The organism is Roseateles sp. P5_E8 (assembly GCF_054177665.1).
The window spans coordinates 91608-112258 of sequence record NZ_JBGCUM010000017.1 but is presented as its reverse complement, the minus strand read 5'-3'; the positions used below and the strand labels follow the sequence as shown (position 1 = coordinate 112258).

Annotated in this window: 24 protein-coding genes; 10 read left to right on the top strand and 14 right to left on the bottom strand. The window is 68.0% G+C overall.

Going from position 1 to position 20651, the window contains the following annotated elements; all coding sequences use genetic code 11:
• Window positions 1-328: 328 nt before the first annotated feature.
• On the bottom strand, window positions 329-2107 hold the full coding sequence (gene ptsP, locus ACXRVZ_RS12750) for a phosphoenolpyruvate--protein phosphotransferase (RefSeq protein WP_458232442.1): 1779 nt from the start codon (window positions 2105-2107) through the stop codon (window positions 329-331).
• Window positions 2108-2222: 115 nt separating this feature from the next.
• Between ptsP and ACXRVZ_RS12745 the strand changes: the two genes are divergently transcribed.
• Window positions 2223-3026: a GNAT family N-acetyltransferase gene (locus tag ACXRVZ_RS12745; protein ID WP_457422342.1), complete on the top strand. Its 804-nt coding sequence runs from the start codon at window positions 2223-2225 to the stop codon at window positions 3024-3026.
• A gap of 6 nt (window positions 3027-3032) precedes the next feature.
• Here ACXRVZ_RS12745 and ACXRVZ_RS12740 read toward each other — a convergent pair whose 3' ends face one another.
• The 3 genes from ACXRVZ_RS12740 to ACXRVZ_RS12730 are packed head-to-tail and all read right to left on the bottom strand — an operon-like array spanning window position 3033 to window position 4168.
• Window positions 3033-3302, bottom strand: coding sequence for an HPr family phosphocarrier protein (locus ACXRVZ_RS12740; RefSeq protein ID WP_457422340.1), 270 nt, complete (start codon window positions 3300-3302; stop codon window positions 3033-3035).
• Window positions 3299-3697 carry a PTS sugar transporter subunit IIA gene (locus ACXRVZ_RS12735; RefSeq protein ID WP_457422338.1) on the bottom strand — a complete coding sequence of 133 codons (399 nt, stop codon included), beginning with the start codon at window positions 3695-3697 and terminating at the stop codon, window positions 3299-3301. The genes ACXRVZ_RS12740 and ACXRVZ_RS12735 overlap by 4 nt, the downstream gene beginning before the upstream one ends.
• Before the next feature lie 9 nt (window positions 3698-3706).
• Entirely contained in the window at window positions 3707-4168 is a 462-nt protein-coding gene (locus ACXRVZ_RS12730) for a hypothetical protein (RefSeq protein ID WP_457422336.1), read from the bottom strand.
• A gap of 71 nt (window positions 4169-4239) precedes the next feature.
• Here ACXRVZ_RS12730 and ACXRVZ_RS12725 point away from each other — a divergent pair, with 71 nt between their 5' ends.
• The 4 genes from ACXRVZ_RS12725 to ACXRVZ_RS12710 all read left to right on the top strand — a co-directional run bounded on the left by ACXRVZ_RS12725 (window position 4240) and on the right by ACXRVZ_RS12710 (window position 8309).
• Window positions 4240-5478 (top strand): CaiB/BaiF CoA transferase family protein, encoded by a 1239-nt coding sequence (locus ACXRVZ_RS12725; RefSeq protein ID WP_457422334.1) that lies wholly within the window; start codon window positions 4240-4242, stop codon window positions 5476-5478.
• Window positions 5479-5666: 188 nt separating this feature from the next.
• Complete coding sequence (locus tag ACXRVZ_RS12720; protein WP_457422332.1) at window positions 5667-6767, top strand: hypothetical protein; 1101 nt, start codon at window positions 5667-5669, stop codon at window positions 6765-6767.
• 13 nt (window positions 6768-6780) lie between these two features.
• Complete coding sequence (locus ACXRVZ_RS12715; protein ID WP_457422330.1) at window positions 6781-7281, top strand: peroxiredoxin family protein; 501 nt, start codon at window positions 6781-6783, stop codon at window positions 7279-7281.
• A gap of 32 nt (window positions 7282-7313) precedes the next feature.
• Window positions 7314-8309 carry an N-acetylmuramoyl-L-alanine amidase-like domain-containing protein gene (locus ACXRVZ_RS12710; protein ID WP_457422328.1) on the top strand — a complete coding sequence of 332 codons (996 nt, stop codon included), beginning with the start codon at window positions 7314-7316 and terminating at the stop codon, window positions 8307-8309.
• Here ACXRVZ_RS12710 and lipA read toward each other — a convergent pair whose 3' ends face one another.
• Both lipA and lipB read right to left on the bottom strand, forming a co-directional pair.
• Window positions 8310-9287 carry a lipoyl synthase gene (lipA, locus tag ACXRVZ_RS12705; RefSeq protein ID WP_457422326.1) on the bottom strand — a complete coding sequence of 326 codons (978 nt, stop codon included), beginning with the start codon at window positions 9285-9287 and terminating at the stop codon, window positions 8310-8312. It abuts the gene before it with no gap.
• 2 nt (window positions 9288-9289) lie between these two features.
• A complete protein-coding gene (gene lipB, locus ACXRVZ_RS12700) occupies window positions 9290-9967 on the bottom strand; it encodes a lipoyl(octanoyl) transferase LipB (RefSeq protein WP_457422324.1) in 678 nt (225 codons plus the stop codon).
• Window positions 9968-10020: 53 nt separating this feature from the next.
• Between lipB and ACXRVZ_RS12695 the strand changes: the two genes are divergently transcribed.
• A complete protein-coding gene (locus ACXRVZ_RS12695; RefSeq protein ID WP_457422322.1) occupies window positions 10021-10617 on the top strand; it encodes a tetratricopeptide repeat protein in 597 nt (198 codons plus the stop codon).
• Here ACXRVZ_RS12695 and ACXRVZ_RS12690 read toward each other — a convergent pair whose 3' ends face one another.
• The 6 genes from ACXRVZ_RS12690 to ACXRVZ_RS12665 are packed head-to-tail and all read right to left on the bottom strand — an operon-like array spanning window position 10618 to window position 14572.
• Window positions 10618-10902: a DUF493 family protein gene (locus tag ACXRVZ_RS12690; RefSeq protein ID WP_457422320.1), complete on the bottom strand. Its 285-nt coding sequence runs from the start codon at window positions 10900-10902 to the stop codon at window positions 10618-10620. It abuts the gene before it with no gap.
• 10 nt (window positions 10903-10912) lie between these two features.
• Window positions 10913-12058, bottom strand: coding sequence for a D-alanyl-D-alanine carboxypeptidase family protein (locus ACXRVZ_RS12685; RefSeq protein ID WP_457422318.1), 1146 nt, complete (start codon window positions 12056-12058; stop codon window positions 10913-10915).
• 9 nt (window positions 12059-12067) lie between these two features.
• Window positions 12068-12691: an alpha/beta hydrolase gene (locus ACXRVZ_RS12680; protein ID WP_457422316.1), complete on the bottom strand. Its 624-nt coding sequence runs from the start codon at window positions 12689-12691 to the stop codon at window positions 12068-12070.
• A complete protein-coding gene (locus ACXRVZ_RS12675) occupies window positions 12688-13014 on the bottom strand; it encodes a (2Fe-2S) ferredoxin domain-containing protein (protein ID WP_457422314.1) in 327 nt (108 codons plus the stop codon). Before ACXRVZ_RS12675 ends, ACXRVZ_RS12680 begins: the two co-directional genes overlap by 4 nt.
• Window positions 13015-13028: 14 nt before the next feature.
• Window positions 13029-14129 carry a VanZ family protein gene (locus ACXRVZ_RS12670; protein WP_457422312.1) on the bottom strand — a complete coding sequence of 367 codons (1101 nt, stop codon included), beginning with the start codon at window positions 14127-14129 and terminating at the stop codon, window positions 13029-13031.
• A gap of 14 nt (window positions 14130-14143) precedes the next feature.
• Window positions 14144-14572 carry a CopD family protein gene (locus ACXRVZ_RS12665; protein ID WP_457422310.1) on the bottom strand — a complete coding sequence of 143 codons (429 nt, stop codon included), beginning with the start codon at window positions 14570-14572 and terminating at the stop codon, window positions 14144-14146.
• 365 nt (window positions 14573-14937) lie between these two features.
• On the opposite strand from ACXRVZ_RS12665, the gene hemB reads away from it, so the two are divergent.
• The gene (hemB, locus tag ACXRVZ_RS12660) at window positions 14938-15954 is read left to right on the top strand and encodes a porphobilinogen synthase (protein ID WP_457422308.1); all 1017 of its coding nucleotides are present in this window, start codon (window positions 14938-14940) and stop codon (window positions 15952-15954) included.
• Window positions 15955-15959: 5 nt separating this feature from the next.
• Window positions 15960-17063: a magnesium transporter CorA family protein gene (locus tag ACXRVZ_RS12655; RefSeq protein ID WP_457422306.1), complete on the top strand. Its 1104-nt coding sequence runs from the start codon at window positions 15960-15962 to the stop codon at window positions 17061-17063.
• Here ACXRVZ_RS12655 and ybeY read toward each other — a convergent pair.
• Window positions 17045-17494: an rRNA maturation RNase YbeY gene (gene ybeY / locus ACXRVZ_RS12650; protein WP_457422304.1), complete on the bottom strand. Its 450-nt coding sequence runs from the start codon at window positions 17492-17494 to the stop codon at window positions 17045-17047. The two genes, ACXRVZ_RS12655 and ybeY, sit on opposite strands and share 19 nt — an antisense overlap.
• Window positions 17491-18465 carry a PhoH family protein gene (locus ACXRVZ_RS12645; protein WP_457422348.1) on the bottom strand — a complete coding sequence of 325 codons (975 nt, stop codon included), beginning with the start codon at window positions 18463-18465 and terminating at the stop codon, window positions 17491-17493. Before ACXRVZ_RS12645 ends, ybeY begins: the two co-directional genes overlap by 4 nt.
• A 148-nt stretch (window positions 18466-18613) precedes the next feature.
• Here ACXRVZ_RS12645 and ACXRVZ_RS12640 point away from each other — a divergent pair, with 148 nt between their 5' ends.
• Together ACXRVZ_RS12640 and ACXRVZ_RS12635 are read left to right on the top strand one after the other, a co-directional pair.
• A complete protein-coding gene (locus ACXRVZ_RS12640) occupies window positions 18614-19966 on the top strand; it encodes a sensor histidine kinase (protein WP_457422302.1) in 1353 nt (450 codons plus the stop codon).
• Window positions 19967-19990: 24 nt separating this feature from the next.
• Window positions 19991-20644, top strand: a complete 654-nt coding sequence (locus tag ACXRVZ_RS12635) for a response regulator (RefSeq protein WP_457422300.1) — start codon at window positions 19991-19993, stop codon at window positions 20642-20644.
• Window positions 20645-20651 lie beyond the last annotated feature (7 nt).

Genomic DNA, 20651 nt, shown 5'->3' with positions numbered 1-20651 from the left:
GCAAAGAGGCGAGATTTTGATCTGCTTTCGCAGCATCGTCAAGTACTTTTCAAAAATTCTTTCGAACCCTTCGAAGCACCCGCCGACTTGTCTCAAGCCCGCCCAGGTCTTTCAACCCGACTCCGCCAACCCCTCTACGCCCTGCAATCCGCTTCCAGATCACTCAGCGCTTTGTCATCAGCGAAGCCCACGACTGTAGCACAGGTTTTTCGGGGAACGCAAGCCTTCCACCAATTCGATAGCTTGTGTGCGGCTCTCCGTGGCTGCACACGCTGCACTCTGTCTAGCTAGGGCAGCTCACAAGCCGTGGTCAGAAGACGGGGACCACTCAGTGAACTACAGCCACCCCACCTCTGGCGGTTGCCAGCTCCTTGGTAGCAGCAGCCTGCGGGTCTTCGCTTTCAAGCACGCGCGGTAGCGCGGCCGCCAGGCGCTGGGTATCGGCGCGGAGCACTCGCTGCTTGACGGCAGGAATCTGGGACGGGTGCATGGAGAAGCTGCGCAGCCCCATGGCCAGCAGAAGGTCGGTGAAGTCGGGGTCGCCGGCCATCTCGCCGCAGACGCTGACGCCTTTGCCCGCCGCGCGTGACTCCGCGATGGCCCGGCTGATGAGCTGCAGCACCGCCGGGTGCCAGGGGTCGAACAGATGGGCCACCGCTTCGTCGGCGCGGTCGATGGCCAGCGTGTACTGGATCAGGTCGTTGGTGCCGATGGAGACGAAGTCCAGGTGGCGCAGCAGCAGCGGCAGCATGACCGCAGCGGCCGGGATCTCGATCATGACGCCGAGCTCGACGTGGGTAAAGGTGTGGCCTGCATCGGTGAGCTGCTGCTGCACCTTGCGAAGGGTTTCGATGATCTGCTTCACCTCGCTGAGGTGGGCGACCATGGGCACAAGCAGCCTGACCTTGCCGAAGGCGCTCGCTCTATAGATGGCGCGGAGCTGTTGGCGGAACATGCTCGGTTCGGCCAGGCTCCAGCGGATGGCGCGCAGGCCCATGGCTGGGTTGAGCACATGCTCGTGGCGCAGTTCGGAGACGCTGAGGCGGTCGAGCGGCTTGTCGGCGCCGATGTCGACGGTGCGGATCGTCACCGGCATGCCCTTCATCGCCTCGACGGCCGCCTTGTAGACGCCAAACTGCTCTTCTTCGCTCGGCAGTTCGCCGTCGCGGTTCATGAAAAGGAATTCGCTGCGGAACAGGCCCACGCCGGTCGCGCCCGACTCAATGGCCGCCTCGGCGTCGGCGGGCATCTCGATGTTGGCGTGCAACTCGATGTGCTCGCCGTCCAGCGTGACGGCGGGTGTGTGCCTCAGGCGGCCCAGGCGGGCGCGCTCCAACTCGCTCTGGCGCTGGCGGAAACGGTATTCCTCCAGCACGATGGGCGAGGGGTTGACGATGACGGTGCCGGCATCGCCGTCGATGATGACCCAGTCGTCCTGGCGGATCAGGCGCGAGGCCTCGCGGGTGCCGACGACGGCCGGGATGTCCAGGCTGCGGGCGACGATGGCGGTGTGCGAGGTCTTGCCGCCGATGTCGGTGATAAAGCCGCGGAAAACGCTGCGCTTGAACTGGATCATGTCGGCCGGCGCGATGTCGGCGGCGACGAGCAGCAGCGGGTCTTCGCCGCCGAAGTCGCGCGGCGTGACGGGCGTGGGCGCGTTGCCATGGGCATGCGCCAGTGCGCGCAGCACGCGCTCGACGACCTGTTCCAGATCGGCCTTGCGTTCGCGCAGGTAGTCGTCCTCCATCTCGTCGAACTGGCGCGCCAGCACTTCGAGCTGGGCGGACAGCGCCCATTCGGCGTTGTAGTGACGGTCGACGATCCACTGGCTGGCGCTGCCGGTGAGGGCTTCATCGTGCAACAGCATCAGGTGGACGTCGAGCAGCGCCGCAAGTTCGTGGGGAGCGTCGTCGGGAAGCTCGTCCCGCAGCGTTTCCAGTTCGAGCACGACGGCATCGCGCCCGCGCAGCAGGCGGGCAATCTCTGACGCGATCTGATCGGGCGCGACGAAATAGTGGGCCACGTCGACACGGCTGGACGCCACCAGCACCGCGCGGCCGATGGCCACGCCGCGTGAGACCGCAATGCCGAACACCTGGAAACTCATCGCACACCCCGCAGATCGAGGGGTCAATGTAGCCGGTTGTACAAGTCTCGCGCGTCATGGTTTTTTCATAGTGCCTTCATGGCTGCGTCAAACCGGCCGCTCAGCATTCCGGCGCATGAATCGCAGCCAAATCGTCACGCATGCGCCGTCGCATGCCCCCGCCTTGCCGCGCCCGGAGCGCGCCACTCCCACCCGCCTGAGCGTCAGCTGGGCCAGCAGCGAGGCCGAGGTGCGCGAAGCCCAAGCGCTGCGCTACCAGGTCTTCGCCGTCGAGATGGGCGCGCGCCTGGCGCCACCCAGCGGCGCGGCCGCCGGTCTGGACGTCGACCTCTTCGATGCCTACTGCGAACATGTGCTGGTGCGTGCCGGCGGCGATGACGGCGAGCCCGGCCCCGTCGTCGGTACCTACCGCGTGCTGACCCCAACAGCTGCCAAGCGCGCCGGCGGTTTCTACAGCGACACCGAGTTCGACCTGACCCGGCTACGCGGCATGCGCTCGCGGCTGGCGGAGATCGGCCGCTCCTGCGTGCACGCCGACCACCGCAGCGGCGGCGCCATCATTGCGCTGTGGGGCGCGATGGCCGAGTTCATGACTCGCAACGGGCTGGACACCGTCATCGGCTGCGCCAGCGTCAGCATGAGGGACGGCGGGCACTTCGCGGCCAGCCTTTGGAGGCAGATCGCTGCGACGCATCTCGCACCCATCGACTGCCAAGTGCGGCCGCGCCTGCCGCTGCCGATCAAGCACCTGCGCCAGGACCTGCAGGTCGAGGCGCCGGCGCTGATCCGCGGCTATCTGCGCTGCGGCGCCAAGCTGCTGGGCGAACCCGCCTGGGACCCCGACTTCAACACCGCCGACCTGCCGCTGCTGGTGCGCATGGCCGACCTGCCAGCGCGCTTTCGCCGCCTCGCCAGCTGAAGCTGCTTACTGACCTTCGCCGAACTTGTCGTTGACGAGGGCGGTGATCGCGTCCTGCGCCGCCTGCTCGTCGTCGCCTTCCGTCTCCAGCTCGACGGCGGCGCCGAGGCCGGCGGCCAGCATCATGACGCCCATGATGCTCTTGGCGTTCACCCGCCGGCCGTTGCGGCTCATGTGGACATCGCACTTGAAGCTGCCGGCCAGCTTGGTCAGCTTGGCCGAGGCGCGTGCGTGAAGACCCAGCTTGTTGCTGATGGTGAGGGTGGAAGTGATCATTCTTCGGGCGGCAAGGGAGGCGTGGCGACGACGCCGGCGACCGCGCCTTGCACGGCGCGCCGGGCCAGTTCGGTCAAGGACTTCTGGCTGGCATAGCAGAGCGTGCGCCACAGCATGGGCACGCTGACGCCACTGAGCACCTGCACCTGCTCCCCCGCCAGGCGCAGCGCGCCGTTGCAGGGCGTGGCGCCGAAAACGTCGGTCAACACCAGCCACTCGGGCTGGCTGGCGTCGGCCATCAGCGCGCGCGCGGCGGTCTCGACATCGTCGGCGCACATGCCGGGGTGGACGTCCAGCACGGTCAGCGTGGGCGCGCAGTCCGGAAAGGTGTGTTCGGCCACCTGCCGCAACGCAGAAGCGAGCGGCGCGTGGGCGATCACGAGCAGGTGGGGCATGACGGGATGTTAGCGGGCGGGCTCAATAGCCCCAGCCACGCGCAAGCCGCCGAGGAAGCTGTCCCACGCGGCCGCGTCGTCCCGTGGCGCCGTCATCAGCGCCTGGTAAACCCGCCCGCCATGGGAGAACACGGCCAGCCGGGCGGCGCCGGCCAGGCGGTACTGGGCAGCTTCGGGCAGGGGCGTCATGCCAGGCACCTGGAGCGGCTGCGCCACCGACAGCGGCTGACCAACCTTGGCGGCGAGGGCCAGCGCCATGGCCTTCAGCGCGGCGCCGGCCTGGGAGGGGTCGGGCGCATCCGCCCAGGACAGCGCAAATCTCATCCCCGCTGTCTCGCACTGGGCCAGGCCCATGCCGGGCCGCTGCTCGACCTCCGGCTTGCAGGGGAAGAGCGCCACGGCGTTGGACTGCTCCGGCCTCACCTCGCGCCAATTCAGCGCCGGCTGGCACGCCGCCAGCAAAACCAGCATTAGGGCAAATCCGGCGGTGAGGCGTTGGCGCATCGCCCAATTATCGACAGCCGCCCCACGACAATTCCGCAATGCAAGATTTGCCCTCTCCTCAAGCACTGTCGGGCGTGCGCGTGCTGGACCTGTCCCGCGTGCTGGCCGGCCCCTGGTGCACGCAGACGCTGGCCGACCTGGGCGCCGACGTCATCAAGATCGAACGCCCGGGCAGCGGTGACGACACGCGCGCCTGGGGGCCGCCTTACTTGAAGGACGCCGACGGGCAGGACACGACTGAGGCGGCGTACTTCCTCGGCGCCAATCGCAACAAGCGCTCGCTGGCCGTCGACCTGGCCACACCGCAAGGACAGGCCATCGTGCGCAAGCTGGCGGCCCAGGTCGACGTGCTGGTGGAGAACTTCAAGGTCGGCGATCTGGCCCGCTATGGGCTGGACGCGCAAAGCCTGCTGGCCGAGCACCCGGGCTTGGTCATCTGCTCCATCACCGGCTTCGGCCAGACGGGGCCCTATGCCGAGCGCGCCGGCTACGACTATGCCGTGCAAGGCATGGGCGGGCTCATGAGCGTGACTGGCGAACGCGACGACCTGCCCGGCGGCGGGCCGCAGAAGGTGGGCGTGGCCGTGGCCGACCTGTTCACCGGCATGTATGCCACCGTCGCCATCCTGGCCGCGCTGCGCCACCGCGACGCCACCGGCCAGGGTCAGGTCATCGACATGGCCCTGCTGGACACCCAACTCGCCATGCTGGCCAACCTGGGCAGCAACTACCTGTGCAGCGGCCAGGTGCCGCGGCGAATGGGAAACGCGCACCAGAACATCGTGCCTTACCAGGTGTTCGAGGCCAGCGACGGCCATTTGATCCTGGCGGTGGGCAACGACCGCCAGTTCGCCAAGTTCTGCGACGTGGCCAGGCGGCCTGACTGGGCGGCAGACGCACGTTTTGCCACCAATTCGGAGCGCGTCCGCCATCGAGCCATCTTGGTGCCGCAACTGGCCGAGGCCATCCGCCAGCGCCCGCGCAACGACTGGCTGACCGCGCTTGAAGCCGCCAAGGTGCCCTGCGGCTCCATCAATGGCATCGACGAGGCGCTGACCGACCCACAGGCGCAGGCGCGCGGTGCCGTCGTCGCCATGAATCACCCGCTGACACCGGATTTACGCCTCGTCGCCAGCCCGATGAAGCTGTCGGCCACGCCCGTGCAGTACCGTCATGCGCCGCCGCTGCTGGGCCAGCACAGCGACGAGTTGCTGCGAGAAGCCTGCTGTAGTGAGGAGGAAATCACGAACTGGCGTGCCGCCGGCGTCATCGCTTGAGGGCAAACCCACCCCCAAACCAAGGGTTTCCCCCTGCCCAGGGGATGGAGATGGGAGCGCCCTATGCCCAGCATGCGTTCTCGCACCGCAGCGGGCCAACAACCTAGAACCATCCGCCGCGGCTTGTCGTCTCAGGGGTCATGTCCACACCGCCTTCTTCCGCGCCAGTCAGCGCCGCCAACGATGTCATGCCTGAACCGACGCCGGTGCAGTGGGCCGACATCGTCCAGCAGTTAGGCGCCGAGATCGCCGGGCCACTGAGCGCGGCGCTGGAGCAGATCCAGGCCCTTGCCACCACCGGCCAGATCGACCGCCGCGGCCTGCGCCTGCTGCGCCGCAGCGTGGACGACGCCCGCACCGCCGGCATGCTGGGCCAGCAGCTCTCACGCCTGGCCTCCGGCCGCCTGCGCCTGAACCGCGAGCGCCAGCACCTCACGCAGATGTTGCGCAGCGTGCTCGCCCAGCGCAGCCGCGAGACCCAGGCGCGCGGCGTCCAGGTGCGCCAGTCGCTCCAGGCCGTGGAGATCTGGGCCGACGGCGCCCTGCTGTTCGCGCTGCTGAACGCGCTGATGGACTGGGCGCTGGCCAACACGCACTCCTCCGTCGACCTGCGCCTGGACCTGACACCCTGGCCCGTAAAGGCGCGGCTGAGCTGCCGCTTCGCCCACCGCTCGCTGGAGCTGCTCGGCGACCACCCCGAACCACGGGCCGCGTCCGCCGGGCTGGACTCGCTGGCCTGGAAGCTGCTGGAGCAGACAGCCATCACGCTGGGCGTGCTGCCGCTGCGCGAGCAGGAGGCCGGCATCACGCTGCTGACGCTCGAATTCAACCAGCTCGCCCCGGACGAGGCGCCGCCGCCCGACAGCACCCATGCGCGGCTGGAGGCCGAAGTCGAGCGCCTGGGCGGCAACTCGCGCCCGCTGGCCGGCTGCCAGTTGCTGATCCTGGCGGCCAACCGCGACCTGCGCACCGAGGCGCAAGCTGCCGTGCGCCACATGGGCATGCTGGTAGACGTCGTGGGCAGCGTGGCCGAGGCCGAGCAGTTCTGCCGCGAGGGCCTGCCGCACGCGTTGCTGTTCGATGCGGCGCTGATGAACGAGGCGCTGCTGCAACTGATCGCCGCGGTGATGCGCGACGCGCCGGACTTCAGCTTTGTCGAGATGTTCGACGCCGAGCACCGCACTCAGCTGTCCACCGCCACCGACGACGGCCTGGCCCGCATCTCCCGTCGCCATTTCCCCGATGCGCTGCCGTCGCTGCTGATGTTCGAACTCGCCAAGAGGAATTGAGCGTCTACCTAGAATGGCGGTCATGCTGAACCGCCGCGCCCTCGTTACCGCCCTCGCGCTGCTCTGCGCCGCCGCCCTCGGCGGCTGCGCCCGCGAGCGTGCCCCCGAGGTCAGCTACGTGCTGCTGAACGGCCAGAAGGCCAGCTCCCAGCAGTGGGGCGGCAAGGTCATGCTGGTGAACTTCTGGGCCACGAGCTGTGCGACCTGCGTGAAGGAGATGCCGCAGATCGTCGCCACGCACGACAAGTTCAAAGCGCGCGGCTTCGACACGCTGGCCGTCGCCATGAGCTACGACCCGCCGGCCTTCGTGTCCCGGTTCGCCGAGACGCGCCAGCTGCCCTTCGGCGTGGCCATCGACAACACCGGCAGCGTCGCCCAGGCCTTCGGCCCGGTGCAGATGACGCCGACGACCTTCCTCATCAACAAGCGCGGCGAGATCGTCAAGCGCTACGTCGGCGAGCCGGACTTTGCCTCGCTGCACGGCCTCATCGAGCAGTTGCTGGCCGAAGCCTGAGCCGGCATTGCGCCCTGGCTGACACTCCAGCCATGAGAAATCTCCTTGGCTCCGTGAGCATCGCATTGCTGTTGACGGCCTGCGCCAATGCACCGCTGCCGCCTGCCGTGCCGGTGATCGAGCCGACTGCCGCACAGCTGGCCGAGGCGCGTCAGGTCGGCATCGAGGCTCCGCAACTGGGGACCTTGCTCAACAAGCCGCTCTACAAGATGCAGCCCGCCGAGCTGGGCCGCTTCCTCGCTTGGCAGCAGCTGGACCAACCCGCCCTGCGCCAGCGCATCGCCGCGCTGGCGCGCAAGAACATCGGCCAGCCCTACGAGCTCTATCTGCTGGGCGAGTTCCCCTACGAGACCTACGACAGCCAGCCGCTGTTCAACCTCGCCAAGAGCGACTGCGTCGTGTTCGCCGAGCACATCTACGCGATGGCGCTGAGCGCGTCGTGGGAAGAGTTCTTCTGGATGCTGCAGCGCCTGCGCTACCGCGACGGCGTCATCGGCACGGCCACGCGCAACCACTACACCGAGGCGGACTGGAACGTCGCCAACAGCTGGCTGGTGCAGGACGTGACGCGCACGCTCGGCGTGCCGACGCAGGCCTACCGCCAGCGCATCGACCGCCAGGCCTTCCTGCTCAAGCAGTTCAAGATCACGCGCGAGATCCCGGTCCAGCAGTTCGACGACGTCTATGTCGCCAAGCAAGACGTGGCCGCCATCGAGGCGCAGTTGCAGGAGGGCGACTTCGTCAACGTGATCTCGGGCCGGGACGGTGGCTACTGGGCCTCGCACGTCGGTCTCATCGTCCTCGGCAGCGATGGCCAGCGCCACATCGTGCACTCGGCCGAGCCGCAGGTGCGCGAGGAGACGCTGCAGGGCTTCATCGCCCGCCTGAACGAGCGCGACGCACGTCAGGCCGGCCAGAAAAAACCTCAGCTGGTGGGCTTCAAGTTTCTGCGCCTGAACGACGCGCCTCAGGTGCCGCCGATGGCACCGCAGCCAAGACCGGCGCGGCCGGCCGCGTTGGCGGGCTGATCAGGCGGCGGTGGGGTTCAGCGCCGCGTGGGCCTGCTCGTCCGCGTGGTAACTGCTTCGCACCATCGCACCCACGGCCGCGTGCGTGAAGCCCAGTTCGTAGGCTTCCTTCTCGAACTGCTTGAACATGTCCGGCGTCACGTAGCGGCGCACCGGCAGGTGGTGGCCGGACGGCGCCAGGTACTGGCCGATGGTGATCATGTCGATGTTGTGCGCGCGCATGTCGCGCATCACCTGGCGGATCTCGTCGTCCGTCTCGCCCAGGCCCACCATGATGCCGCTCTTGGTCGGCACGCCCGGCACTTCTTCCTTGAAGCGCCGCAGCAGGTCCAGGCTGAACTGGTAGTCCGAGCCAGGGCGCGCTTCCTTGTACAGGCGCGGCGCGGTCTCCAGGTTGTGGTTCATCACGTCAGGCGGTGCGGCCTTCAGGATGTTCAGCGCCCGGTCGGCGCGGCCACGGAAGTCGGGCACCAGCACCTCGATCTGCGTCTGCGGCGACAGCTCGCGCGTCTTGCTGATGCACTCGGCGAAGTGGCCGGCGCCGCCGTCCTTGAGGTCGTCACGGTCGACGCTGGTGATGACGACGTACTTCAGCTTGAGCGCCGCGATCGTCTTGGCCAGGTTCAGCGGCTCGTCCACGTCCAGCGGGTCCGGCCGGCCATGGCCGACGTCGCAGAACGGGCAGCGGCGCGTGCACTTGTCGCCCATGATCATGAACGTCGCCGTGCCCTTGCCGAAGCATTCGCCGATGTTGGGGCAGCTGGCTTCCTCACAGACGGTGTGCAGCTTGTGCTCGCGCAGGATCTGCTTGATCTCGTAGAAGCGCGTCGACGGCGAGCCGGCCTTGACGCGGATCCAGTCCGGCTTCTTCAGCACCTCGGCCTGAGCGACGGGAACGATCTTGATCGGGATGCGGGAGGTCTTGGCCTCGGCCTTTTGCTTGATCGTCGGGTCGTAGGTGGTGGTCGTGTCGGACATGGTCAAGGCGTCGAGACTTCAAATTGTGCCGAGAGCCGCTCGGCGAGCCGCCCGGCCGCGGTCGGCCAGTCGGTGAAAACCCCGAGTTTATCGAGGGATGTGGTTTCCAGGCCTTCGTATCCGCAAGGGTTGATGCGCTGGAAGGGTTCAAGGTCCATCGCCACGTTCAGCGCGAGGCCGTGGAAGGTGCAGTGGCGGCTGACCTTGATGCCCAGTGCGGCGATCTTGGCCAGACCCTTGAAAGCGTTGGCCGGATCGACCGGGCCGGCGAGCGCCGCATGGCTGCCGGGGTCGGCCGGGCGCACGTAGATGCCCGGCGCGCTGGCGACGCGCAGGCCGGTCACGCCGTAGCTGTCCAGCGTCTGTATCAGCGCCGTCTCCAGGCGGAAGACGTACTCCTTGACGAAGATGCCCTGCCGCCGCAGATCGATGAGCGGGTAGGCCGTGACCTGACCAGGGCCGTGATACGTGACCTGGCCGCCGCGCTCGGTCGCCACGACCGGGATGTCGCCCGGCAGCAGCAGGTGCTCCGGCTTGCCGGCGATGCCTTGGGTGAAGGTGGGCGGGTGCTCGCAGAGCCAGAGCTCGTCCGGCGTGTCCGCGTCGCGCGCCGCCGTGAAGGCGCGCATGGCCTCCAGCGTGGGCAGGTATGGGACCCACCCGAGGGTCTTGACGATCATGGGCGGCATCATAGGCAGCCGCTGTAAGCCTTTGCCCGCCTGAGCCGACTGCCATGCCAATGATTGCCGCCCTGCTTCTTGCCGCCTCGCTGTCCGACGCGCTGACCGCCTACGACGAGGGCAGGCTGAAGGTTGCTGCCCGGGGCTTCACCGCCGCCGCCCAACGCGGCGAGGCGCTGGGCCAGTTCAACCTGGCGATGATGAATCTGCGCCGCGAATTGCCGGGCGCGAGCGATGCCAAGGCCTGGCACTGGCTGGAGCGCGCCGCAGCGCAGAAGTTCGCGCTGGCCGAGAACGCGCTGGGCGAGATGATCGAACAGGGCCGCCACGGCAAGCTCGATCCACGCGCAGCTTGCGACTGGTTCGAACGCGCCGCCGAACACGGCAATGGCGAAGGCGCGCTGGCCATCGCCACCTGCTTCTACCTCGGCCGCGGCCGGGCACAGGACATGACCCAGGCCCACCGCTGGTACCTGGACGCCGCCAAGGCCGGCGACGTCGGCGCGCAATACCTGGTCGCGTCGATGTTCGAGACGGGGCTGGGCGTGGAGGCGGATGCGCGGCTGGCGCGCTACTGGTACGAGGCCGCGGCAAAGAACGGCGATGTCGCCGCCAAGGCCAAGATCAAGGCGCTGGACAGCGCCACCTGATCAGAGGACGACCTTGACCATCGGGTGCGTCGTCAGCGTCCGGTAGATCTCGTCGAGCTGCTCGCGGCTGGTGGCCGTGATGGTGATGGTCAGGCCCAGGTAGTTGCCTGCCTTGCTGGGGCGCTGCTCGATGGTGGACGCATCGAAACCCGGATCGAACTGGCGGGCGATGTGGGCGATCGCGTCGACGAAGCCGTCGACCTTGGCGCCCATGACCTTGATGGGGAACTGGGACGGGTACTCGATCAGCGACTGCTCGGGCGGGATGTCGGGCGGCATGTTCATCAGGCAGACCTCACTTGATCCACAGGCGGATGGAGTCGAAAGCGCGGCCGAGCAGGCCGGCCTGGGGCACGGCTTCCTGCACGATCAGCGGCACCTCGGCCACCGGCGCGCCGGCCGTCGTCGTCACGCGCAGCGTGCCGACGCGCTGGCCCTTGTTCAGCGGCGCGACCAGCGGGTCGGTGTGCTCAACCTGGGTCTGGAGCTTGCCGGCATCGCCGCGCGGCACGGCGACGAAGATCGCATCAGCAGCGCCCAGCTTGACCTCCTTGGCCTCGCCCTTCCAGACCGGCACGGTCTTGATGGCCGTGCCGGCGTCGAAGACCTTGACCGCGTCGAAGGCCGTGTAGCCCCAGTTCAGCAGCTTCTGGCTCTCGCTGGCGCGGGCTTCCTTGGACGACGTGCCCATGACGACGCTGAGCAGGCGGCGCTTGCCGTTGGGGAAGTCGCGATTCGCGCTGGCCACGAGGCAGTAGCCAGCGGCTTCGGTGAAGCCGGTCTTCATGCCGTCGACGGTCGGGTCGCGGCGCAGCAGCAGGTTGCGGTTGTCCTGGCGGATCTTGTTGAAGGTGTAGTCGCGCTGCGAGTAGTAGGCGTAGTACTCGGGGTAGTCCGTGATGATGTGGGCTGCGATGACCCCGATGTCGCGCGCGCTGCTCCTGTGACCGGGCTCGCTCATGCCGGTCACGTTGCGGAACTCGGTGTTCTTCAGGCCCCAGGCCTGGACCTGGCGGTTCATCAACTGCACGAAGTTCTCGACCGTGCCGCCGACGCCCTCGGCCAGCGCCACGGCGGCGTCGTTGCCGCTCTGGATGATGAGGCCGCGCAGCAGCTCGTCGACCTTGGGCGTCATCGTCGTGTCGATGAACATCAGCGAGGGGTCACCCTTGCGCTCGTCCCAGGCGCGCTTGGACACGGGCAGGGTCTGCTCCAGCGTCAGCTTCTTCTCGCGCAGCGCGCCGAAGGCGACGTAGGCAGTCATCAGCTTGGTGAGGGAGGCCGGGTCCTGCGGCGCATCGGCGTCTCGCTCGGCCAGGGTCTTGTGCGCCGTCAGGTCGATCAGCACATAGTTGCGTGCGGCGATCTCGGGCGGTAGCGGGGCCTGGGCCTGCGCAGTCAGGGACAGCGCGGTGAAGAGGGAAGCGAGCAGTCGTTTCATCGATTCGGGTCAGACACGCGCCGGGTCGAATGCGCGCACGACAAGTGACTTGAGCAGCGGCAGCTGTCCATGGAAGAAATGGCCCACGCCGGGAACGACGGTGACGGGGAGGCTCTGCGGCCGGGCCCAGTCGAGCACGGCGGACAGGGGCACAACGTCGTCAACCTCGCCGTGGATGACCACGGTGTCGGCCGGCACGGGGGCGGTGTCGAAGCGGCTCGTGGCGGGGCCGACGAGGACGAGGCGCTGCGCAGGCGGGTCCGTGCGCAGCGCCGCTTGGGAAGCAACGTAGCCGCCGAAGGAGAAGCCGGACAGGATCAAGGCCTCGCCAGGCGTGCGGACAGCGGCCAACACGGCCAGCGCGTCATCGACCTCACCGCGGCCCTCGTCCCACACCCCTTCGGACTTGCCGATGCCGCGGAAGTTGAAGCGCACGGCGCGCCAGCCGAGCTGGATGAAGGCGCGTGCCAGCGTCTGCACGACCTTGTTGTCCATCGTGCCGCCCTGGGTCGGATTGGGGTGACAGATCAGCGCGGTGCCGGCGGGCGTGACGCCGTCCGACGGCAGGTCGATGGCCACCTCGATCTGGCCAGCCGGGCCGGGGACGAGGCGCTTTTCAGTTTGCGAGTTCATCGGCCGATGGCATCCGGCAGCACCAGGCGCTCGACGACCTTGCCGTCGCGCAGATGGCTTTCGACAATCTCGTCGATGTCGCTCTTGTCGACCCAGGAGTACCAGACGGCTTCCGGGTAGACGACGGCCACCGGCCCACCGGCACAGCGGTCCAGGCAACCCGCCTTGTTGACGCGCACGCCGCCCTTGCCGGCCAGGCCGAGCTGCTTCACGCGGGATTTGCAGTGGTCGAAGGCGGCTTGCGCGTCGTGGTCGCCGCAGCTGGACTCACCGTTGCTGCGCTGGTTCAGGCAGACGAAGACGTGGCGTTGGTAGTAACTCATCGCGGCGGATTGTCTCAGCTTGGCCGTTGCACCAGCCGCGCCGCGAGCCAGACCAGGGCAACGAAGGGCCATGTCCACGCCACCCAGCGCGTCAGGCCATAGAGGTTGACGAAGCGGCCATGCTCCCAGGCCTGCAGGTTCAGCGTCAGGTAGGGGTCGCCGGGCGCAACGCTGATGAGGCCAATCAACGCGCACAGCGCGAACAGGCCCAGCGCTGCGGCCACACGCGACGGCAGCAGGCAGGCCAGCAGCGACAGCGCGATGCCCAGCCCCACGCCCGGCCGTGTCGCCTCGCTGAGCCAGGCCCAGGCGTGGTCGGGCCCGAAGGCCATGGCCGTCGCCGTGGTCGTGCCGAGCAGGCCGAGCAGCACGGCACCGCCCGCCAGCACGAGGCGGCGCAGGCCGGGGCGGGCGACCGTGATCATCAGCAGCACGGGCGCCACCAGGCCCAGCGCGATCGCCAGCGCCTGCAGACCCGGCGGCAGTTCTTGCTCGACGGTGACGGCGTCGCCCCAGCTCAGCGCCCAGGGCGTGCCGGACAGGCCGTCCAGCAGCGTCTCGCGCCACCAGGGCAGCCATTGGCCGAGGCCGAACGGCAGTGGCGTGGGGTAGAGCAAGGCCAGCGGCCACAGCGCCAGCAGGGCCAGGGCCGGCGCGCTGCTGGCGCCGAACCAGTGGTCACGCACGTCCTCCCAGCGCTGCAGGCCGCCCAGGCTGTTGAGCAGCACGCCCAGCAGCGCGCCGAGCGTGCTGCCGGCGGAGTTCAACGCCCAGTCCGACAGCGACGGCACGCGACCCGGCAGGAAGAACTGCATGGTCTCCATCAGAAAGGACACCGCCGGCCCCGGCAGCAGGCCGAACAGCAGCGACGCCCGCAACCCCCAGCCCGAACGCATCCCCGCCGCAAAGCCCAGCAGGCCAAGCGGGACGTAGCCGATCAGGTTGGCCTGCATGTCGTAGGCGTAGAAGCGCGGCGGCCACGGCAGACCGAACACCCAGGGCAAACCCATGCCCGGCGGCCAACGCCACGGAAAGAACGGGTAGAGGCTCGCGTAGACGACCAGCCCGATGTGGGCCAGCATCAGCCAGGTGGCGGAACTCTGCCGGTGGCGCATGCCCGGGGTGATCCTCAGAACGGCTTGACCGTCACCAGCACGACGATGGCGGTGAACAGCAGCACGGCGCTCTCGTTGTAGACGCGGAACCACTTGTGGCTGCGGCGGTTGGACAGCTCCTCGAAGCTGCGCAGCAGACGGCGGTTCATGTGGTGCAGGCCGATGGCGCCGACGACCAGCAGCATCTTGGCGTGCAGCCAGTAGCTGCCGGAAAAGCGGCTGACGCCCCAACCCAACAGCACCCAGATCCCCAGCAGCAGCGCCACGCCCATCAGGATGCTGCTGAAGCGGTGCAGCTTGTGCGCCATCAACAGCAGGCGCTCACGTTCGGCATGGCTGTCGGGCGCCACCATGGCCAGGTTCACGAAGATGCGCGGCAGATAGAAGAGGCCGGCAAACCAGGCGGCGACGAAGACGATGTGAAAGGCTTTGACCCAGAGCATGCGGCCATTATGGGCAGAGCTTGTCGTCGAAGAATCGTCTGCAGCGTGAGCCCGCAGGGCTCCATTGGGCGTCAGGGCATGGGGCCGCCAGGCCCCGGCGCGCAAGCGCCAAGCGGCTCGCACCGCGAGACGCATGCCGTGTGAACAATAAAAAAGGCCCCGGTAGAAACCGGGGCCGAGAAAGCCTTTTCGCTGTCATCACGTCAAGGCTCCTGCTCAGGGAGGAAAAGCAGGGAACAACGGCCTTGCGGCTATCATTCGCTGACAAGTTTAGCGCGCTTGAGCGGTAGCGTCACGAATAAATGACGCTGGACGTGTCGTCCATCACGCGCCGGGCCGCCTCCCCCGATGTTCCAGGATCCGCCTTGGCCCGCTCACTTCCGAACCCTCCCGCCTTCCCGGCCGCACGCCCGCGCCGCCTGCGCCGCGACGCCTTCACGCGCGCCCTGGTGCGCGAGCACACGCTGCTGGCCAGCGACCTCATCCTGCCGGTCTTCATCCACGAGGGCGAGAACCTGCTGCAGCCGGTGGCCTCCATGCCCGGCGTGTCGCGCCAAAGCCTGGATCACCTGCTGCGCACGGCTGAACTGTGCGTCGAGCTGGGCGTGCCGGTCATCGCCCTCTTCCCCGTTATCGACGCCGCATTGAAGACGCCCGACGGCGCCGAGGCGTTGAACCCCGACGGCCTGGTGCCACGCGCGGTGCGGGCGCTCAAACAGAACTTCCCGCAGCTCGGCGTGCTAACCGATGTGGCGCTGGACCCCTTCACCAGCCACGGCCAGGACGGTGTCATCGACGAGAGCGGCTACATCCTCAACGACCCGACCGTCGAGATCCTCGCCAGGCAGGCCATCGTGCAGGCCGACGCGGGCGTCGATATCGTCGCGCCCAGCGACATGATGGACGGCAGGATCGGCGCGATCCGCCAGGCGCTGGAAGCGGCCGGCCACATCCACACGCGCATCATGGCCTACAGCGCCAAATACGCCAGTGCTTTCTACGGCCCCTTCCGCGATGCCGTCGGCTCGGCCGCCAACCTCGGCAAGGCCGACAAGAAGACCTACCAGATGGACCCCGGCAACAGCGACGAGGCCCTGCGCGAGGTAGCCCTGGACCTGGCCGAAGGCGCCGACATGGTGATGGTGAAGCCCGGCATGCCTTATCTGGACATCGTGCGCCGCGTGAAGGACGAGTTCCGCGTGCCGACCTTCGCCTACCAGGTGAGCGGCGAGTACGCGATGGTCAAGGCTGCCGCGGCCAATGGCTGGCTGGACCACGACGCCGTCATGATGGAGTCTCTGCTGGCTTTCAAGCGCGCAGGCGCAGACGGCGTGCTGAGTTACTTCGCGCTCGATGCCGCTCGTCTGTTGAAGAAGGCTTGAGGCCCATGCGGGTCTTCCACATCGAGCCGGACCGCTTCACCGAGCTGCCCGCCCTGCCCGACACGCTGCCCGAGTGCGGCTTCCTGTGGCTGGGCTACGGCCGGCGCGAGTTCGAGGTGGGCGAAGCGGCCGCGCAGCAGGCGCTGGTGCGCTGGGGCTGCGGCAATATCGTCGACCTGCACGTGGCCGACCTGATCAACAACCAGTTGCCCTCGCACTTCGACTACACGTCCTGGTACGACATGCTGGTGTTCCGCCGCCTGGCCGCGGCGCCGGGCAGCGCCGAGCTGTTCGTGGACGACGAGCACGGCACGCTGGCGTCGGCGCAGAAGGCCATGCGCGCCATCGACACCAGCCCCGTGGGCTTTGCGGTGTTCGACCGCGTGCTCGTCACGGTGCACCCGACCGACTGCCAGGTGCGCGAGTTCTTTGCGCAGAAGCTGGACCGCCTGATCGAAGGGCGCGACAAGGCGCCCGCGCGCGGCAGCGCCCGCCTGCCGCTCAGCCCGGCCGACCTGATGCTGCGCATGGTCAACCACATGGTGGACAGCTACCTGGAACTGCGCCGCCTGCTGACGCGCCAGCTCGGCACGCTGCAGCGCGTGCTGCTGGATCAGAACAGCGAGTTCAACGACTGGCCGCTGCTGCTGGAAAGCCGCGACGCGCTGCACCGGCTGGAGGACACCTGCGAGGACCAGCGCGCCGCTATCCAGGAATGGATAGACGCGCTGGACGAGTGGCCGGTCGACGGCGACCCGCAAGTGACCCGCGAGCGCGAGCTGCTGCGGGTGCGCTCGCGCGACGTGCTGGAACATGTGGAGCGCGTGCTGACGCATGTGCGGCGGCTGGAGTCGTCGGCGGAGTCGGCCGTGCAGATGCACTTCAGCGCGCTGGGCCACCGCACCAACAGCATCATGCGCACGCTGACCGTGCTGACCGCCATCTTCCTGCCGCTGAACCTGATCACCGGCATCTTCGGCATGAACTTCGAGTGGATGCCGCTGATCAAGAACCCCAACGGCTTCTGGGAGGCGTCGCTGCTGATCCTCGCCGTGGCGCTGGGGCTGTGGCTGTTCTTCCGCGGCAAGCGCTATCTGGACGGGCGCTGATAGGGGTCGATGAACCCGAGCGCGGTGAGGATCTCGCTCTCGCGCGCCTCCATGCATTCGGCCTCGTCGTCTTCCTCGTGGTCATAGCCCTGCGCATGCAGCGTGCCGTGGACGAGCATGTGGGCGTAATGGTCCAGCACACCGATGCCCATCTCGGCCGCCTCGCGCTCGACGACCTCGGCGCAGATGACCAGGTCGGCGCCGACGACGGGTTCGTGGCTGTAGTCGAAGGTGAGCACGTTGGTCGCGTAGTCCTTACTGCGGTAGTCGCGGTTCAGCGCGCGGCCCTCCTCGGCGCCGACGATGCGCACAGCGATCTCGCCCGGCAGTTCCAGCGCCGCGCGAATGAAGCGCTGCACCTTGTGGCGCGGCAGCAGCGCGCGGTGGCGCGGATCGGCGAACTGCAGAGACAATCTGAGTTCTGGTTTCATATCTCGCGCGCCTCGCGCAAGGCCCGCGCCTCGTAGGCCTCGACGATGCGGGCCACCAGCGGGTGGCGCACGACGTCGGCGCTGGTGAAGCGCGTCATGGCAATGCCCTTGACCTTGGCCAGCACATGCTCCGCGTCGATGAGGCCGGACTGCGTGCCGCGCGGCAGGTCGATCTGGCTGGTGTCGCCGGTAACGACGCATTTGCTGCCGAATCCGATGCGGGTCAAGAACATCTTCATCTGCTCGGGCGTGGTGTTCTGCGCCTCGTCCAGGATGACGAAGGCGTGGTTCAACGTGCGGCCACGCATGAAGGCCAGCGGCGCGACTTCGAGCTGGGCTTTCTCGAAAGCCTTGGTGACGCGGTCGAAGCCAAGCAGGTCGTAGAGGGCGTCGTAGAGCGGACGCAGATAGGGGTCGACCTTCTGCGTCAGATCGCCGGGCAGGAAGCCCAGGCGCTCGCCGGCCTCGACCGCCGGGCGCGTCAGGATGATGCGCTGCACGGCCGAGCGCTCCAGCGCGTCCACCGCGCAGGCGACGGCCAGGAAGGTCTTGCCCGTGCCGGCCGGGCCGAGGCCGAAGGTGATGTCGTGCGACAGGATCTGCTGCAGGTATTGATGCTGGCGCGGCGTGCGGGCCGCCAGGTCGGCGCGGCGCGTGCGCAGCACCAGGCCGCCGTCGTCGCCCGGCCTGGCCTCGGCGGCCTCGCTGGCCTCCGGTGTTTTGGCCTCGATCAGGGCCAGCTGCATGGTCTCTGCCGGCAGCGCTCGGCGGGCGCGCTCGTAAAGCGTCTCCAGCAGGGCCTTGGTGCGCTCGGCCGCGGCCTTGGGGCCGTCGATGCGGAACTCCGCATCACGACGGCTCAGCTTCACGCCCAGCGCCGCCTCGATCTCGCGCAGGTGGATGTCCAGGCTGCCGCAGACGCGGGCCAGGCGGGTGTTGTCGACGGGTTCGAGGACGAAGCGCAGGATCACTTGAGGCAGCAACAAAAGAGTTATCGGCATTGTCGCTGGTGCATTCCCCGGCCCGGCCGGCACCGGGCCTCCCGCACAATGCCGCCCCATGACGTCCCCCACCGCGCGCAGGCCTGCAATGGCTTGGCGCCCGCCCCTGTTCCCGCTGATGACCCTGGCTACGCTATGGCCGGCGGCCGCCCACGCCCAGACCCAGGCCGGCCTGTACTGGGCCGCCACGCTGCACGGCTGGCTGGCCGCCATGCTGGCGCTGATGGCCACGGTGGTCGGCCTGGTGTCCAGCCTGCACCACCGCGAGAAGCCGTCCAGCTTCCTCGTCGGCATGATGCTGAGCTGGGTCGTGCTGCGCGCCACTGCCGCGCCGGGCGCCGCGGGCTTGCGGCCACTGCTGATGACGCTGCTGGTGCTGTGCGGTGTTCAGTTCCTGCTGCGCCAGATGAACTGGAAGCGCAGCTGGATCGACCACGCCCTGCTCATCCAATGCCTGGTCGTGCCCGCCAGCTTGCTGCTGATGGGCGGCCAGGTAGGCATCCTCGGCACGATCTGGCATGCGGTGCTGAGCCTGGAACTCGTGGCCGCCATGGGTTGGTCGCTTTGGCTGCGCCGCCTGCGCCTGCAGGCCTCGCCCGACGAGACGCAAGCACGCGAGCTGCGCCTCATGGCCGTGCTGCTGCTGCCGACTATGCTGGCCCTGCTGGCCGAGATGGGCCTGGCCGGCGTCAGCGAAACCCTGTGGTGGACGGCCTCGCCCTGGCTGGGCCTGATGCTGCCGCTGCTGATGCTGGCTCTGGGCCTGCAACTGGTGAATAACGTCGCGCATGCGCGGGTCGACGCCGAGAAGCGGATCGCGTCTATCGAACAACGCATGGCCGATCGCATCGCTGAGGTGGAACGCAGCCACAGCCAGCTCGCCGAGCAGAAGCTGGAGCAGGTCACCGAGCGCGAGCGCAAGCGCATCGCCGCCGACCTGCACGACGACCTCGGCGCCAAGCTGCTGACCATCGTGCACACCAGCGAGTCCGACCGCATCTCGACGCTGGCGCGCGAGGCGCTGGAGGAGATGCGACTGTCGGTGCGCGGCCTGACCGGCAAGCCTGTGCACCTCATCGACGCGTTGGGCGACTGGCGCGCCGAGGTCGTCTCGCGCCTGGGCCAAGCCAACATCCTGGCCGAGTGGAAGAGCCCCGCCGAGGATATCGAGCACACCTTCCAGGCCCGCTCCTACGTGCAGACGACGCGGATCCTGCGCGAGTCGGTGTCCAACATCATCAAACACAGCGGCGCCACGAACGCGACGATTTCCAGCGCCTTCCAGGACGGCGATTTCGTGCTGACCATCCAGGACAACGGCCAGGGCATCCCGTCCGAACTCGACGGCAGGCTGGACAGAGGCCACGGCATGGCGAGCATGAAATCACGCGCCAAGCAGATGCATGGCCAGTGCCTGGTTGAATCCGGGCCGGGCTGGGGTACCGTTATCCGGCTGACCATCCCGCTGTGATTTCGCTCTGACTCCAAGGCCCCCATGAACCACATCCTGCTGCTCGAAGACATCCCGGAGATCCGCGCCTGGCTGAAGGCCCTGGTCAAGCAGGTGTTCGCCAATGCCCAGATCACCGAATGCTCGCGGGTGCAGGACGCGCTGTCCCTCGTCAACGGCCAACGCTTCACGCTCGCGCTGCTGGACCTGGGCCTGCCGGACGGTTCCGGTGTCGAAGTCATCGCCGCGCTGCGCGAGAAGCAGCCCGAGGTTCAGTCGGTCATCGTCACCATCCACGATGACGACGAACACCTCTTCCCTGCCCTTCAGGCCGGCGCCTTCGGCTATCTGCTGAAGGAACAGTCGCGCGAGTTGCTGGTGGAGCAGCTGCAGCGCATGAGTGGTGGCGAGCCGCCGCTGTCGCCGTCCATCGCGCGCAAGGTCATCGCCTACTTCGCCGCTCAGGTGAAGAAGCCGTCCTCGACGCTGCTGCACGAGGTCTCACTGACCGACCGCGAGACCGAGGTGCTGCTGCGCGTGGCCAAGGGCTACACGCTGCCGGAGATCGGCGTGCAGCTGGGCCTCAGCCGCCACACGATTGCCGACTACGTGAAGCAGATCTACCGCAAGCTCAATGTGAGCTCGCGCGCCGAGGCGGCGCTCGAAGCGCAGCGCCTGGGTTTGTTTGGCCGCAACTGATCTCCTT